The organism is Microbacterium endophyticum, assembly GCF_011047135.1.
In the GTDB taxonomy this organism is placed as follows: domain Bacteria; phylum Actinomycetota; class Actinomycetes; order Actinomycetales; family Microbacteriaceae; genus Microbacterium; species Microbacterium endophyticum.
On the sequence record NZ_CP049255.1, the window covers coordinates 1,372,197 to 1,386,348 of the forward strand.

The 14,152-nt window shown below is 62.5% G+C and carries 17 protein-coding genes; 3 read left to right on the forward strand and 14 right to left on the reverse strand.

Features of this window, described 5'->3' with window-relative positions:
• Positions 1-65 precede the first annotated feature (65 nt).
• Together G6N83_RS06320 and G6N83_RS06325 are read left to right on the forward strand one after the other, a co-directional pair.
• Positions 66-374 carry a DUF2470 domain-containing protein gene (locus G6N83_RS06320; protein WP_165140414.1) on the forward strand — a complete coding sequence of 103 codons (309 nt, stop codon included), beginning with the start codon at positions 66-68 and terminating at the stop codon, positions 372-374.
• Positions 375-416: 42 nt separating this feature from the next.
• Positions 417-1,070, forward strand: a complete 654-nt coding sequence (locus G6N83_RS06325) for a biliverdin-producing heme oxygenase (RefSeq protein ID WP_165140416.1) — start codon at positions 417-419, stop codon at positions 1,068-1,070.
• 6 nt (positions 1,071-1,076) lie between these two features.
• Here G6N83_RS06325 and G6N83_RS06330 read toward each other — a convergent pair whose 3' ends face one another.
• A complete protein-coding gene (locus G6N83_RS06330; RefSeq protein ID WP_183408453.1) occupies positions 1,077-2,453 on the reverse strand; it encodes an ATP-dependent DNA helicase in 1,377 nt (458 codons plus the stop codon).
• Positions 2,454-2,552: 99 nt separating this feature from the next.
• Here G6N83_RS06330 and G6N83_RS06335 point away from each other — a divergent pair, with 99 nt between their 5' ends.
• The gene (locus tag G6N83_RS06335) at positions 2,553-3,692 is read left to right on the forward strand and encodes a hypothetical protein (protein WP_241246306.1); all 1,140 of its coding nucleotides are present in this window, start codon (positions 2,553-2,555) and stop codon (positions 3,690-3,692) included.
• Here G6N83_RS06335 and G6N83_RS06340 read toward each other — a convergent pair.
• From G6N83_RS06340 to G6N83_RS06400, 13 genes are all read right to left on the reverse strand, one after another.
• Positions 3,689-5,665: a bifunctional copper resistance protein CopD/cytochrome c oxidase assembly protein gene (locus G6N83_RS06340; protein ID WP_165140420.1), complete on the reverse strand. Its 1,977-nt coding sequence runs from the start codon at positions 5,663-5,665 to the stop codon at positions 3,689-3,691. The genes G6N83_RS06335 and G6N83_RS06340 overlap by 4 nt on opposite strands.
• 73 nt (positions 5,666-5,738) lie before the next feature.
• On the reverse strand, positions 5,739-6,026 hold the full coding sequence (locus G6N83_RS06345; protein ID WP_165140422.1) for an HU family DNA-binding protein: 288 nt from the start codon (positions 6,024-6,026) through the stop codon (positions 5,739-5,741).
• Positions 6,027-6,279: 253 nt separating this feature from the next.
• Positions 6,280-6,585: a 30S ribosomal protein S14 gene (gene rpsN / locus G6N83_RS06350; RefSeq protein WP_165140424.1), complete on the reverse strand. Its 306-nt coding sequence runs from the start codon at positions 6,583-6,585 to the stop codon at positions 6,280-6,282.
• A 3-nt stretch (positions 6,586-6,588) separates the two neighbouring features.
• Positions 6,589-6,759, reverse strand: coding sequence for a 50S ribosomal protein L33 (rpmG, locus tag G6N83_RS06355; protein WP_165140426.1), 171 nt, complete (start codon positions 6,757-6,759; stop codon positions 6,589-6,591).
• Positions 6,759-6,995, reverse strand: a complete 237-nt coding sequence (rpmB, locus tag G6N83_RS06360; protein ID WP_165140428.1) for a 50S ribosomal protein L28 — start codon at positions 6,993-6,995, stop codon at positions 6,759-6,761. Before rpmB ends, rpmG begins: the two co-directional genes overlap by 1 nt.
• 146 nt (positions 6,996-7,141) lie before the next feature.
• Positions 7,142-7,864, reverse strand: coding sequence for a DNA-3-methyladenine glycosylase (locus G6N83_RS06365; protein ID WP_241246307.1), 723 nt, complete (start codon positions 7,862-7,864; stop codon positions 7,142-7,144).
• Positions 7,843-9,243 carry a hypothetical protein gene (locus tag G6N83_RS06370; protein WP_183408454.1) on the reverse strand — a complete coding sequence of 467 codons (1,401 nt, stop codon included), beginning with the start codon at positions 9,241-9,243 and terminating at the stop codon, positions 7,843-7,845. The genes G6N83_RS06365 and G6N83_RS06370 overlap by 22 nt, the downstream gene beginning before the upstream one ends.
• Positions 9,233-9,988 carry a TIGR03943 family putative permease subunit gene (locus tag G6N83_RS06375; RefSeq protein WP_311737132.1) on the reverse strand — a complete coding sequence of 252 codons (756 nt, stop codon included), beginning with the start codon at positions 9,986-9,988 and terminating at the stop codon, positions 9,233-9,235. The genes G6N83_RS06370 and G6N83_RS06375 overlap by 11 nt, the downstream gene beginning before the upstream one ends.
• 16 nt (positions 9,989-10,004) lie before the next feature.
• Complete coding sequence (locus G6N83_RS06380) at positions 10,005-11,024, reverse strand: permease (protein WP_165140430.1); 1,020 nt, start codon at positions 11,022-11,024, stop codon at positions 10,005-10,007.
• Positions 11,005-11,418, reverse strand: coding sequence for a Fur family transcriptional regulator (locus G6N83_RS06385; RefSeq protein WP_165140432.1), 414 nt, complete (start codon positions 11,416-11,418; stop codon positions 11,005-11,007). The genes G6N83_RS06380 and G6N83_RS06385 overlap by 20 nt, the downstream gene beginning before the upstream one ends.
• A gap of 57 nt (positions 11,419-11,475) precedes the next feature.
• Positions 11,476-12,336, reverse strand: a complete 861-nt coding sequence (locus tag G6N83_RS06390; protein ID WP_165140434.1) for a metal ABC transporter permease — start codon at positions 12,334-12,336, stop codon at positions 11,476-11,478.
• Positions 12,333-13,199 (reverse strand): metal ABC transporter ATP-binding protein, encoded by an 867-nt coding sequence (locus G6N83_RS06395; RefSeq protein ID WP_183408456.1) that lies wholly within the window; start codon positions 13,197-13,199, stop codon positions 12,333-12,335. The genes G6N83_RS06390 and G6N83_RS06395 overlap by 4 nt, the downstream gene beginning before the upstream one ends.
• A complete protein-coding gene (locus G6N83_RS06400; protein WP_165140438.1) occupies positions 13,151-14,140 on the reverse strand; it encodes a metal ABC transporter solute-binding protein, Zn/Mn family in 990 nt (329 codons plus the stop codon). The genes G6N83_RS06395 and G6N83_RS06400 overlap by 49 nt, the downstream gene beginning before the upstream one ends.
• Positions 14,141-14,152 lie beyond the last annotated feature (12 nt).

Consider the following 14,152-nt stretch of genomic DNA (forward strand, 5'->3'; position numbering starts at 1 on the left):
CGTGCTTCACCGATTCAAACATACGGATATCACGGTCCCATCACATCATTCTTTAGGCTGAGAACATGCCCCATAACTTTGATGCAGCTGTGCAGACCGGCGTGCTCGCGCACATGAACGGTGACCACTCAGACGACAATCTGCTCATCGTGCGAGCATTCGCCGACAGCTCAGCGGTGGGTGCGACGATGACCGATTTCGATGGCGCCGGCGGCACGTGGACTGCAGCGGATGCCGCGGGCAGCACTTCCGACGTGCGTGTCGCCTGGCCGAACGGCCCGATCTCGGAACGACGCGAAGTGCGTCGCGAGATCGTCGCGCTCTACGACGAAGCCTGTGCACGTCTCGGCGTCGAACCACGGCCACACGAGTAACTTTTTAGTTAGGGCAGCCTAATATCCCACTAGACTGACCGCATGAGCCAACCGATACCGTTCTCGACGGCCCTCCGCGAACGTTCCACGACAGCACACTCCGGCAGTGAGAGCGCTGGCTTCATGTCCGATCTCATCAATGGCAAGGGCACCCGCGACGACTACGTCGCACTCGTAGCGCAGCACTGGTTCATCTACGAAGCGCTCGAAGGTGCCGCAGATCGCATGCGCCGCGACTCGGTGGCATCCGTTTTCATTACCGACAAGCTCACCCGCATTCCCGCACTCGAGGCTGATCTCGAATTCTTGATCGGCGCCGACTGGCGCGAACAGATCGCACCCCTCCCGACGACACGGCGATACGTCGACCGCATCAACAAGGTTGCCGCGACATGGGCCGGCGGATTCGTCGCCCACCACTACACGCGCTACCTCGGCGACCTCTCGGGAGGTCTCTTCATCGGGCGGCTCATGCAGCGTCGATTCGGCTTCGATACCAACGGCATCGGCTTCTACGTGTTTGCAGACATCGCTGATCCGAAACAGTTCAAAGAGGTCTATCGCGACCAGCTCGACGCCGCGCCCTGGGATGACGCCGAGAAAGACCGCGTCATCGAAGAGGTTCTTCTGGCGTACCGTTTCAACACCGAACTCTTCGAAGATCTTGCTCGCGCCAAGGCCGAGGCCGCGGCGTAGCCACCGCTACGAAGCTTCGGGCGCTGAGGGCGCCGGTGGGCGGAGCGCTTGCGCCATGAAACGCTGCACATCGGCGTCGACGCGAATATCGCTCGGCCGAAGAGGTCTCGACAGGTAGAGACCGTCGATCGAAGTGAGTCGCGACAGCGCAACGTACGTCTGCCCGGGTGCAAACGCGCCAGCGCCGAGATCGATGACGGCCCGATCGTACGTCTGGCCCTGCGATTTGTGAATCGTCACGGCCCACGCCAGGCGCAAGGGAAACTGGGTGAATTCAGCGACGATGTCGCGTGAGAGTTTTCGGGATGCCGCGTCATACGCGTACCGGAACCGTTCCCACACTGCGGGCTCGACGTCGTGCTCCTGCCCATCGACTTCGACGCGCACCGTGCCCCCCGTGATGCGGGTCACCGTGCCGATCGTGCCGTTGACCCATCGCGGCGGTTCGCCGTACGTCGCGGCATCATTCCGCAAAAACATCACCTGAGCGCCGACCTTCAACTGAAGCTCGGGATCGGCCGGGTACAGGTCGCCGCGCCCGAAGTCGCCGTTGATCTCGGCCTTCGCGGTCTGCGAGCGGCCAGGAAGCGCATCGAGGTGCCTTCGGTTGATCGACGTCACGATGTCATTACGCGTCGCCAGAGTGATAATCGGCGGCTCATCGTCGCTCGGCTCGGGGGGCTTTCGCGCGCCGGCATCATTGAGCACCTGCGCAATATCCGCTGTGACGCGGCCGTAGCGCACGGCGTTGAGCATCGCCTTGAAAACCGGATCTGCCTGCCGGTGGATATCGCGCAGCTCTCGGATGTGCAGCTCGGCACCGTGCGACCCGATGTCGATCAGCCCATCGCCTGATGTTTCCCCGACCCAGACATGCGCGTCGAAAAACCAAAAAGAACGGTAATGATCTTCGATGTAGCGCAGCTCGTCGCCGCGCGGCGGCACGGGAGCCAGTTGATACGGGTCGCCGAACATCACAATCTGCACGCCGCCAAATGGCTCGGCCCGGCGTCCCCTCGCCTGTCGGAGAGATCGGTCGATGCCATCCATGAGGTCAGCGTTCACCATCGAAATCTCGTCGATGACGAGAGTATCGATTGCATTCAGTAGCTTGCGCGTGGCATCCGTCTGGTCAATGACGCCGTTGGCGATCAGACCGATCGGAAGCCGAAACAGCGAGTGGATCGTCTGGCCCTCGACATTGAGAGCAGCAACACCGGTCGGCGCACAGATCGCTATCTGCTTCGACGTGTTGTACGTGAGATGACGCAGCAGTGTGGATTTTCCCGTGCCGGCGCGACCCGTGACAAACACGTGCTCTCGTGTGTCTTCAATAAGTCGATAGAGCGCCTCCTGCTCTGCTGACAGGGACGGCTCGCTCACCACTCCAATGCTAGGCGTGCCAGCCCCACGCTGCGGCATCGAATGGCCCCAAATGACATTTGGCTCGGGACCCACTACCAAGTTTCCTAGACTGGTGCTGTGGATGCGGGGGTGGACACGAAAGAGCGGGATGCTGCGGCATACCCGCCGATTGGTGCGCCCGAGCCGACGCCTGCCACCCGTCGGCGCCGTAAAGTACCTCGAAGCCGCCCGCGACTCCTCCTCGACCTGGCCGTACTCGGAGTAATCGGAGCTCTGCTGGTGGCGGCAACCGGCGCCTCGTACTCAGTGCTTTACGAGAGGTTCTACAGCCCCACCGCATTCGTTGTCCGCTACCTGAACCTCCTCAGCGAGGGGCAGGCAGCTGAGGCGCTCGCTGTTCCCGGTGTCGCCCTCACCGAGGCGGAGTTGCAGGCGCAAGATCTCTCGCCCGACGCGTCGGATGCACTACTGCGAAAAGCCGCACTCGGCCAACTGAGCGACATCACGCCCGTATCGGAGACCACAGACGGCGACGTCACCGAAGTCACCGTGTCGTACAAGGCGATGGGAAACCCTGCCACGACAACTTTCGAAGTCGCGCGCGACGGAGTGATCGGGGTTGCCCCCGCGTGGCGATTCACGACGAGCCCGCTGGGCATCATCGACGTCACTGTGCTCGGTTCGATGCAGTTCAGCGTCAACGGCTTCGAAATCGATAAGCGCCAGGTTTCTGCTGACGGTGTCGATGCCGACCCCCTCGCCGCGATTCCGATGCTCGTGTTCTCCCCCGGGATTTACACGGTGTCAGTCGACACGGCGATCTCGGCCACCACCGGCGTTGCGATACTCGCTGATGTGCCCCTCAAAGAAGTACCGATTCAGGTGCAGGCTGAGCCAACCGACGAATTCGTCGAAACAGCGCAGGAGCGGGTCACCGAGTTTTTGGCTAGTTGCGCACAGCAGCAGGTACTTCAACCGACGGGGTGCCCCTTCGGCCTTGTCGAACAAAACCGCATCATTGACCTGCCGACGTGGTCGATCACCGAACAGCCGACAGTCGCGATCCAGCCAGACGGTGCAAACTGGCGCATCCCAGACACCACCGCGATGGCGCACATCGAAGTGTCGGTGCAATCACTGTTCGACGGCTCGATTTCAACGCTCAGTCAAGACATTCCATTCATCGTGAACGGTTCCATCACCACTCTGGGCGACGGTTCTGTCTCTATTCGCGTCGGCGGCACGCCGGCCGATTAGCGCGCGGCTCGCGCGTCTTTTTCTGCGAGAGCCTGCAACTTGGCGTTGTACTCAGCGAGTTCCGCATCGCCCGTACGGTCAGCCTGCCGGTCAGTTCGGCGCTGAAGCCGGTCATCGTTTCGGCTCCATTGAATTGCCACGGTGATCGCAAGGATGAGGGTGGGAATCTCACCCACCGACCACGCCACACCGCCACCCGTGTACTGATCTGCGAGCGGGGTGAGCCCCCACTCGCGTCCCATCGATCCGAACCACTCCGCGATGAAGAGCGTCGACTGCATCATGATCGCAACGCCGAAGAACGCGTGGGTTGCCATCACGGTAATGAGAGTGAGCAGGCGAAACGCGTACGGAAAGCGATACGGAACCGGATCGATACCGATCAGGGACTGCACGAAGAGATAACCCGTGATGAGGAAGTGTGCCACCATCCACTCGTGGCCAAGGTGGTCGTACAACGACCATCGGAACAGGTCGGTGTAGTAGAACACCCACAGCGAGCCGACGAACATGGCGGCTGTGAAGAATGGGTTGGTCACGACTCGCGCTACCGGGGTGTGAACGGCCCACAGGATCCACTCTCGTCCACCACGGGTGCCGTCCTGGCGCTTTTCGATTGCACGCGCCGCGAGGGTAATCGGAGAGCCGGGCACCAACAGCAGCGGTATCGCCATCGTCAAGAGCATGTGGCCCATCATGTGCACGCTGAACAGATAGTCCTGGTAGACGTTGAGCGGGCCGCAGGTGACCCAGAAGAGCAGCGCCATGCCGAGCAGCCACAGCACTGTGCGATAGATCGGCCATGCGTCGCCACGGCGATGCATCCGCCAGACGCCGGCGAGGTAGAAGAACACTCCAAAAGCGACGACGAACGCCCACAGCAGGTCGATCTCCCACGAGGTGAACCATCGGGCGATTGTCAGCTCGGGCGGCAGCGCCGACCCGGTGAGCAGCTCCGCCGGTGTGCGTGTCACGGGCACTGTCTCATCTGCGGGCGGGGCGGTGCGCGCAAGCGCTGCGGCGACACCGCTCGCGATGCCCATGAAAGCCACTTCGATCGTGATGAGCAACCAAAACAGTCTGGATGCGGCATCCTGCCCGATCCGCGAAATCAGCCTGAGTCGGTACCAAGCCGCGAGGATGCCGATGGCAATGAGCGCGACGACTTTGACAGCCAGAAGCGCGCCATACGGCGAGATGAGGCCCTCCCACGAGTCGACGCTGACGGTTGCACGCGCGACACCCGACACCGCGACAGCGACGAACGACACGATTGCGAGACTTGAATAGCGCCGCAGCACGTCGCCCATTTCGTTGCGACTGAGCACGGGACGAATCACGACCAGCAGAACGAGCCCGCCGATCCACACTGCCGCCCCGACCATGTGCAGGATGAGGGCGGTCATCGCGAGGTTGTGAGTCGAAAGCTCACCGGAGTGGCCCTGTGTGCCCATCGGCACGAGGGTAACCGCGGCAAGGATCGCGACGAGCAACGTCGAGGTCCAGCCGCGCACAGCGAACGTGAGCACCGTGAGGACGGCACCGGCGATCGTGGTGATCAGCCATGTACGACCGACCTCTTGCTGAATCAGAAAACGGCCCAGCTGTTCGCCGAAGAGCGCGTCAGCGCTCGGCGCAGCATTCGTGATGTTGACGAAGGTGAAGAATCCCGTCACGGCGGCCGCGACAGTGAAGATAGCGGCTGATATCGAGGCGGTATCGAGAGCCACCTCGAATGCGCGTTCGTTCGCCTTCAACCCATACAGCGCAAGCACGAGAGTCCCGAGCATGCCCGCTGCGGAGATGTTGACAACCATCGTCGCCGCGGGCAGGCCCCACCTCACGACCGGGCCGGGGTCGGCAATCTGTAGCGGGTCGGCTCCACCGCCATATGCGAGGCCCCAGATGAGGCCGGCTACTGCGGTGAGCGCGAGGATCGACGGGCCGACGGCCCTCAGCACTCGAGGATTCACTCCCCCAGCCTAAGCGGGCAAAACAAAAGGGAGGATGCCGAAGCATCCTCCCTTTTGTTGACGACGGTGTCGACTACTTGACAGCAGCCTTCAGCTTCGAGCCAGCGGTCACCTTGACGCGCTTGCCAGCAGGGATCTGGATCTCTGCGCCGGTCTGGGGGTTACGGCCCGTGCGCGCCGAGGTCTCAACCTGCTCGAACGCGATCCAACCCGGGATCGAGACCTTCGTGCCCTTGGCAACGGCCTCAGAAACGGTCGAGAAGAGGGAGTCGAGAACGCCCGAAACGGCGGACTGGCTTTGTCCGGTCGCGCTGGCAATGCTCGCGACGAGTTCGGTCTTGGTAATGGACTTGTCGGCCATGTGTTGTCCTCCGAGGCAGCGAGAGCCGCCTTTGATTACTGGTGTCCGGTTGGCGAAGACCTTCCGGCTGGTCGGATCGACCGCCTCGACTATAGCCAATTTCCCCGGAAATACGCGGATTTACGCTGCTGTGGCCCAAATTCCGCGGCGTGTTGAGCCGAATTCGCCCCTTTTTCGAGGTTTCGGGCGTCAAACAACGAAAAAGACCCAGGAGTTCCGAGGAACTCCTGGGTCTTTCTTTACGCTGTGGTGCTTACCAGCTGGACTTGGTGACACCGGGCAGTTCGCCACGGTGAGCCATGTCACGGAAACGCACACGCGAGATGCCGAACTTCGTCAGCACACCACGGGGGCGGCCGTCGATGACATCGCGGCTACGCACGCGGATGGGCGATGCGTTGCGGGGCAGCTTCTGCAGGCCGAGGCGTGCGGCTTCGCGCTGCTCGTCGGTCGAGGTCGGGTCGACCAGGGCCTTCTTGAGTTCAAGACGCTTTGCCGCGTAACGCTCGACGATGACCTTGCGCTGCTCGTTACGAGCGATTTTGCTCTTCTTAGCCATGGATCAACGCTCCTCTCGGAAATCAACGTGCTTGCGCACTACGGGGTCGTACTTCTTGAGCACGATGCGGTCGGGGTTGTTGCGGCGGTTCTTGCGCGTCACGTAGGTGTAACCCGTGCCGGCGGTCGAACGCAGCTTGATGATCGGACGAACGTCCTGAGACTTCTTTGCCATTAGAGCTTCACACCCTTCGCAATGAGGTCCTTGACGACCGACTCGATACCGCGGGCGTCAATGACCTTGATGCCCTTAGCCGAAACGTTGAGCTTGATGTTGCGGCCCAACGACGGAACGAAATAGGTCTTCTTCTGCACGTTCGGGTCGAAGCGACGCTTCGTCCGGCGGTGCGAGTGCGAGATGTTGTGTCCGAAGCCGGGAACAGCTCCAGTCACCTGGCACACTGCTGCCATAGTAATTTCTCCTTAGTACCGTGACACCGGACGGTGCCACCCAAGATCCCTTGTCTGCGCTTTTTTCCACAGAACTCGTACCCGCAGAACGGGTAGGAGGAGGGGAAAAAGTGCGAACCGCGCGCTGGAGTGCGCACAGACGGTCTCTACTCTAACACGCTCGGGCGTGTCGACTTGACTTGGGGCGCAGCATCCCGACCCCAGCGAAACGGTGAGACCGTGCGGTCACCCCGGATCCAGAACCGCCATGGAAAAGCGTCGGTCCCCGCCACCCCCGCGACACCGACGCGCGGCCCGGATGCCACCCCCACCTGCTGCGCGCTCGCCAGCCAAAGTCGCGCCGTTGCGCCGGCTAACTCACTCCCGGAAATCGCGTCCATTCCGTCATGCACGGGATGGCGAAGCCCCAGCGCCGCTGCGAGTCGTCCGGGCCCGCGCGCGTAGTCACGCGCAGTGCGAGCTGCTGGTCGGCGGTCGGCTGCGGCATCCGCGCCTTCGACGACGTCACCGGCGCGCAAAAGGACAGCGCCCGCGACCCCGTCGGGGCTGCACACGATGTTGACGCAGGTGTGAATGCCATGACTGAGGTAGACGTAAAGAAATCCAGGTGCGCCCCACATCGTCGCGTTGCGAGGTGTGCGACCCATACGCGCGTGCGAGCCCGGGTCTGGCACGTCGCCCGTCCCGAGACCGTGGTACGCCTCAACCTCGGTGATACGCAGTGCAACCAGCCGCTCGCCGTTGTGTACCTCGAGAACCCCGTCGAGGAGGCGAGGTGCAACGTTGAGCGGCAGCGCTACGAGATCGTCGCGTCGGGCCGGTCGGCGACCCGACTGCCAGTCCGCTGTCACTGCAGCGGCACCTGGCACCAGGAAATCGCGAAGCCCGAAAGGGCGACGACTTCATCATCGGTGTCGAGGTCGATGACGTGAGTCTCGACCTTCTCGGGAACCGGCAGCAGGTACGTGTCGTATCGGTTCGCGACGATGTCCGGAGCGATGATCACTGCCGCATAGCGCCCGCTCGGCGACACGCAGCTCTGCAGCAGTGCATCCCCCGCGGCGACCGAGTACACGGGTGTCGTGGTGCCATCGACATCTACCCGCTCGATCATGGTTCCCTGCGCGATTCCGTCATCACCGATGAGTGCGAATGGACGCAAAGACCCTTGGTCGCCGGGAAGAGGCAACACCGTGCCCTGAAGCCCGTCGGTATCGACGGCGTCAACGAGCGGGGATTCCGTGCCGTCGGTCAGGTCGATGGCGAGCATGCCGTCCGTGCGTTCGATGACAGCCACCGATGATCCTCGAGCGATGCCATCGATACTGACCGCGGAGCCGAGGTCTACCGCGCTGTCACCCGTGGCATCCGTCAAGAGCAGCCGGCCACCGAACGTCAGTACCAGCACGCTGTTGGTGTCGGGGACGAATCGCCACTGCGCGACACGCGGATCGGCACCCTTGATCGTCACCGGCGTGGGGGCCGCTGTCGGATCATCGAGCGACGCCGTATAGAGGGCAGAGTTCTCACCCGTGGTGTCGGTGAGCACAGCGTCGGAGTACACATAGCCAACGAGGTCACCGCGATCTGCGCTTTGCAACAGGGTGATCTGCCCGTCGCCGGGTAGCGTCATGTCGGCGGGATTCTCGCCGTCGAGATCGGTGACGATGAGCGCAGGTTTGTCGTCGTCGCTTCGCACCGAAACCACGAGATGGTTGGCCGTGGCACGAAAATCTTCGATGTGGTCATTTTCGAAGACCGGTACCGCCGCTTCGCCCGTGAGATCGGTGCGAAAGATCGTGTCGCCGCTATCAGTCCGTTTGAGTAGGTAAACGTCGAGTGCTGGCGTCGTGAAGCTCTCGGTGAATGTCGACTCGGGCTCCGAACCAATGCCTGTGACTCCAGTGATCGTCACGGTGTAATCCGTTGCATCGTAGAGCGGCAGCGTAAAGCGCACACCGATGCTTCGGCCCGATGTGTCGACAGTGAAGTCCGTCGCGGGGGTTATCGTGACCTGATCCGCGGTGACGTCGTTGAGCGACTGGTTGGTCGTGATGATGAGGCGCGAGCCCGAGGCTTGAGTAGCGGCTGCCGGATCGACATCGACCGACGTCATGCGCGGCCCTTGCAGTGTGCTCAGCAACCCGCCGCCGAGCGCAAGAACGACCAACACGGCGAGCACGGTCGCGAATGCGCCCACGAAAGCGCGCCGACGACGCTTCGACGCGCGAGTGCGCCTAGTACTCATAGGGGTCCTGCGGCTCGTCGATCGCCGATACGTCACTCGCGACGATCTCTAGCGTGCCGGTTTCGCTCTCGCGAATCGTGCCGGAGATCTCCACCCACTGCCCTGTCGCGGGCACCGAGGCCTCCGCTGATATCGCGAGACTTGCTTGCTGCGCGTCAATGACGCAGTGCGTGATGACGAGGCGCGACAGACGAAAGTCACCCGTGTCATCCGCTGGTGTCACGAAGCCGGTGAGTGTGACGGTGTCGCCTTCGAATGCGTCGGGGTTCGTTGCGGTGGCGAAAACACTGGCCCAGTCACCGACGCCGAACTGCGATGTGTCGCCCGTCGAAGCTAGGGTGACAGCATCCGAACCGCCAAACAATTGCGGCGCACCGACATCACGTGACATCGCAAGCTCGGTCGACAACGTCGCCGCGGGAAACACCAGCATGGAGATCACGATGCCTGACGCCACGACACCACCGCTGACAGCGGCAATCCCACCCGGAGTGACGCGCCACGCAGGCTGATCGTGATCGTGATCGTGCTCGGGGTCTGCGTCGCCGTGGTCGTGGCCATGTTCTTCTTCGGCGCCCAGCGGCAACGTGAAGCTTGCAACGGCGCCGATCAGGACGAACACCGACATGCCCACCGTGAACCACGTGGAATCGGGGTTGATATATAGCGAGAGCTGACCCGACAGCGTCAACGCAATCGTCACAACAGACAACACAGCTGCCGTGCCGACACCGAGCCAACGCACTCCGATCCACCGCGCCTTAACCAACGAAGTTCACCACCAGCGCGACAACGAAGGCGAACGGAATGACCACGGCCACGAGGCCGATCAAGGTTCGGGCCGTGAAAGTGGTACGCAACAGCGCCAGCATTTTGACATCGACGAGCGGTCCTACCAGCAAGAAAGCGACGATGGAGCCGGGCGTAAACGTCGACGCGAAAGACAGGACGAAGAACGAGTCGACGTTGGAGCAAATAGACACGACCATTGCCAGCAGGATCATCGCGGCAATCGAATAGACCGGGTTCGAACCGATTTCGAGCAACGCCGCGCGCGGCACAATCACCTGGACTGCACCCGCAATCGCCGACCCGATGATCAACGCCGGCATGACAGCGCGCAACTCGATGACGAACTGGGCGATGCTTCGGCGGCCCTTGCCACCGGTTTCGCCCGAGACAAGTACGCAGGTGTCGCGAAAGCGATCTGTCAGGAGGGCGTCAGGTGAGGGATGCCGGCTGTACAGCCATCCGATGAGGTTCGCGATGAGATAACCACCGACAAGTCGTGCAATGAGGATGCCGTCACTGAAACCGAACGCGGCATGAGTCGTGATGATGACGATCGGGTTGACGATGGGTGCGGCGATCAGAAACGCGAGCGTCTCCGCGACGCCGAATCCGCGGATCAGGAGACCGCGCGCAAACGGCACATTGCCGCACTCACAAACCGGGATCAACATACCGAGAAGCGAGAGAACGGCGCGCCGGGCCCACGCTCGGCGCGGCATCCATCGCTCGATCACACCGGGCGGAACCCAGACCTGGACAACGATCGACAGGATGACACCGAGCGCAACGAATGGCAGCGACTCGATGAGCACGCTGATCGCAAGCGTCAAGCCGTCTTGGGCACGATTCGGCAGCGACGCCGCAAAGAATGTTGGTGCGAATCGATCAATCAGAAATAGTGCGGCCACAGCGGCGAGACCAACACCTGCGCCAATCGTCCAACCGCGGGTGGAAACCGACGCACGTGTATCAGCGCGCGTCAGACTCATTTGCAGCAATTCGCGTGCACGACTCACACAGTCCGAAGATGTCGACGACGTGTTCGGCGTCGCTGAAACCGTGAGCGGCTGCCGTATCGTGTGCCCACTGCTCCACGTCGGTTGCGGCGATTTCTACCGTGAGCCCGCACCGGCGACAGATCAAGTGATGGTGGTGACCGCTCGTCGAACAGGCTCGATAGAGGCTTTCGCCTTCGGGGCTCTGCAGCGAGTCTGCCTCGCCGCTTGCCGCAAGACCCGCGAGAGCCCGGTAGACCGTCGCAAGCCCGATTCCCGTGTTGTCGTCACGCAAACGGGCGTGCAGAGACTGCGCGCTCACGAAACCACTCTCCGAAGCGAGCTCTTCGCGTACACGCTCGCGCTGCCACGTATTGCGCTGAACCATAGGCGGGAGTCTATCGGCCGGTCTTGTGGGTCGACCGGGAGCGAGCGGTCACCCGGCTCATGCGGCGCGCATCGTGCTGTCTTTGCGTGCACCGATCACGCGACAGACCAGGTAGATCGCGAATGAAATCGTCGTGATGTACGGGCTCACCGGCAGAGTGCCCGCCACGGCCAGCAAGATTCCACCGACCGCTGATACCAAGCCGAATACCGCCGAGAGCAGGGGCACGATGAGTGGCCCGTGTGCGACGCGCATCGCTGCCGCCGCGGGGGTGACCAACAGTGCCATCACAAGGAGAGCGCCGATGATGTGAACGGCGACAGCGACAACCAAGCCGAGCAGCAGCATGAACAGCAACGAGACGGTTCGAGTGGGAACCCCTCGGGCCGCGGCGGACTGCGGGTCGAGTGAGTCGAACCGCAATGGGCGCCAAATCACAAGCAGCCCGATGAGGACGACTGCGCTGATCACAATGAGCCAGGTCAGCTGAGAGGACTGCACCGAGACGATCTGTCCTGTCAGCAGGCTGAACCGGTTGGCACTGCGCCCGCTGTACAGCGAGAGAAACAGGATGCCGAGCCCTAGCCCGAATGGCATGAGCACCCCGATGATCGAGTTGCGGTCGCGCGCGCGAGAGCCCAGCCATCCGATGATCGCCGCCGCGAGCACCGAGCCGACGATCGAACCCGTCACGACATCGAAGCCGAGCAGCAGTGCAGCCGCGGCACCGGCGAACGACAGCTCACTGATGCCATGCACCGCGAAAGCCATGTCGCGCTGCATGATGAACACGCCGATGAGTCCGCCGACAAGGCCGAGAGCCGCTCCCGCCCACAGCGAGTTTTGCACCAGCTCGAGGATCGCGCCGTACTGCGCAACGCCGCCGAAAAGGGCATCGCCGATGTCAGACCAGTTCATGCTTGGTCCTCATCGTCATGGTGGTGATGGTGTGATTCTTCAGCATCGGGCGCCCCGACGACCACGAGCCTGCCACCGGCACGCAGGACGAACACCGGCGCACCGTACAAATCACTCAGCACCTCAGAGGTCAGAACCTCCTCGGGCGCGCCCAGCGTGAAGCGACCGTTGGCGATGTAAAGGATGCGGTCGACCGCCGCAAGCACGGGGTTGATGTCGTGCGTCACCAACAGCACCGCGGCGTCGCGCTCACGCCGATGCCGGTCGATGAGTCGAATAACCGCTTGCTGATTCGCGAGGTCGAGGCTCGTGAGGGGTTCGTCGCAGAGCAGAAGCTTGGGGTCATCCGCGAGAGCTTGCCCCACTCGAAGACGCTGCTGTTCGCCGCCCGAAAGCACACCGACCGCTCGATCCCCGAACGTGGCGCCGTCGACATCTTCGAGGAGATGGTCGATGCGCTCCCGATCGCCTCGGCGTGGAAGCGGGAAGCCAAAGCGGTGTCCATCGACGCCGAGAGCTATGAGGTCACGACCTCGCATGGCAGTGTCCCGCGGCAGCGGTCGCTGCTGAGGGATGTACCCGATTCGCCGATTTCCCGCTCGTCGGACCGGCTCACCGAGCGCTTCGATGCTGCCCTGAGACAGTCTGTCGAGGCCGAGAACCGCCCGAAGAAGTGTCGTTTTGCCTGCGCCGCTCGGGCCGAGGACCGCGATCATCTCGCCGGGCGCAACTTCGAGGTCGAGGCCCGACCAGAGCTCTCGACCGTCGCGACGAAGCGCCGCCCCGGTAATCCGAAGCGGCGCCGCGTCAGCGGTCACTTGTCTAGCGCGCCGGCGAGGGCGGCTACGTTCTCCTGCATCCATTGAATGTAAGTCTCGCCGTCCGGGAGCGTTTCTGTGAACTCGAGCACAGGAATTCCCTGCGCATTCGCCACATCGATGACCTGAGTCGTTTCGGCTCCACCGGTCTGCGCGTTGGCGATGAGTACTTTGACGTCACCAGATTCGATCGCGGTCTTCGCTTCGAGCAGTGTTGCCGGTGGCACGTCCTGACCCTCTTCGACGGCTTCGCTGAAGGCATCCGGTGTGGCATTTTCGAGTCCAGCCGCAGCGACGAGGTACCCCGGCACCGGCTCGGTGTAGAACACAGATTCGCCCTCATGAGCGCTCTTGATCTCATCGAGGCTCGTTTCGAGTTCCGCGATCTGAGATTCGAAGGCCGCGAGGTTAGCGGCAAAAGTGTCGGCCTGGTCTGGCAGCTGCGTTGACAGCTCCTGCGCAATCGCCTCTGCGACATGTTCGATCGTGTGAGGGTCGTACCAGACGTGCTCGTTGAAACCCTCGATGTGGTCGTGGTCGTGCTCTTCTTCAGCGTGCGGGTCGTCTTCGAGCGAATCCGTCGTGTGCTCGTCTGCTTCCTCGCCCGGCCATGAGTGTGAATACTCGGCGGCGACGATGACGGGAGCCGTTGAGCCGGAAGCGTCGATCATCGTGTCGATGAACGAGTCGTACCCGCCGCCATTCGAGACGATCAGATCGGCGCTTTGCACCGTGAGCTGGTCACCGGCGGTCGCCTCGTACTCGTGAGGGTCTTGGGCCGCGGACGCGATGATCGGCGTCACCGTTACGCCGTCGCCTGCGATCTGCTGAGCGATGTCGCCGTAGACGTTCGTCGATGTCACGAGACTGAACGAGTTGTCGTCAGTTGCCGCGGGGCTGGAGCTTGTCGAAGAGCATCCAGCGAGTGCGAGGGCCGAAACGGCCGCGACGGCGACCAACGCGAGGGGTTTGACTTTGGGAGGCATGACTACGACTAT

Excerpts from the sequence above, each read along its gene's own strand:
- G6N83_RS06385 (WP_165140432.1), bottom strand. The coding sequence starts at position 11,418 with ATGGTTCAGCGCAATACGTGGCAGCGCGAGCGTGTACGCGAAGAGCTC.
- G6N83_RS06370 (WP_183408454.1), bottom strand. The coding sequence starts at position 9,243 with ATGAGTACTAGGCGCACTCGCGCGTCGAAGCGTCGTCGGCGCGCTTTC.
- G6N83_RS06325 (WP_165140416.1), top strand. The coding sequence starts at position 417 with ATGAGCCAACCGATACCGTTCTCGACGGCCCTCCGCGAACGTTCCACG.
- G6N83_RS06395 (WP_183408456.1), bottom strand. The coding sequence starts at position 13,199 with ATGGATGCAGGAGAACGTAGCCGCCCTCGCCGGCGCGCTAGACAAGTG.
- rpmB (WP_165140428.1), bottom strand. The coding sequence starts at position 6,995 with ATGGCAGCAGTGTGCCAGGTGACTGGAGCTGTTCCCGGCTTCGGACAC.
- rpmG (WP_165140426.1), bottom strand. The coding sequence starts at position 6,759 with ATGGCAAAGAAGTCTCAGGACGTTCGTCCGATCATCAAGCTGCGTTCG.
- rpsN (WP_165140424.1), bottom strand. The coding sequence starts at position 6,585 with ATGGCTAAGAAGAGCAAAATCGCTCGTAACGAGCAGCGCAAGGTCATC.
- G6N83_RS06380 (WP_165140430.1), bottom strand. The coding sequence starts at position 11,024 with ATGAGTCTGACGCGCGCTGATACACGTGCGTCGGTTTCCACCCGCGGT.
- G6N83_RS06345 (WP_165140422.1), bottom strand. The coding sequence starts at position 6,026 with ATGGCCGACAAGTCCATTACCAAGACCGAACTCGTCGCGAGCATTGCC.
- G6N83_RS06390 (WP_165140434.1), bottom strand. The coding sequence starts at position 12,336 with ATGAACTGGTCTGACATCGGCGATGCCCTTTTCGGCGGCGTTGCGCAG.
- G6N83_RS06400 (WP_165140438.1), bottom strand. The coding sequence starts at position 14,140 with ATGCCTCCCAAAGTCAAACCCCTCGCGTTGGTCGCCGTCGCGGCCGTT.
- G6N83_RS06320 (WP_165140414.1), top strand. The coding sequence starts at position 66 with ATGCCCCATAACTTTGATGCAGCTGTGCAGACCGGCGTGCTCGCGCAC.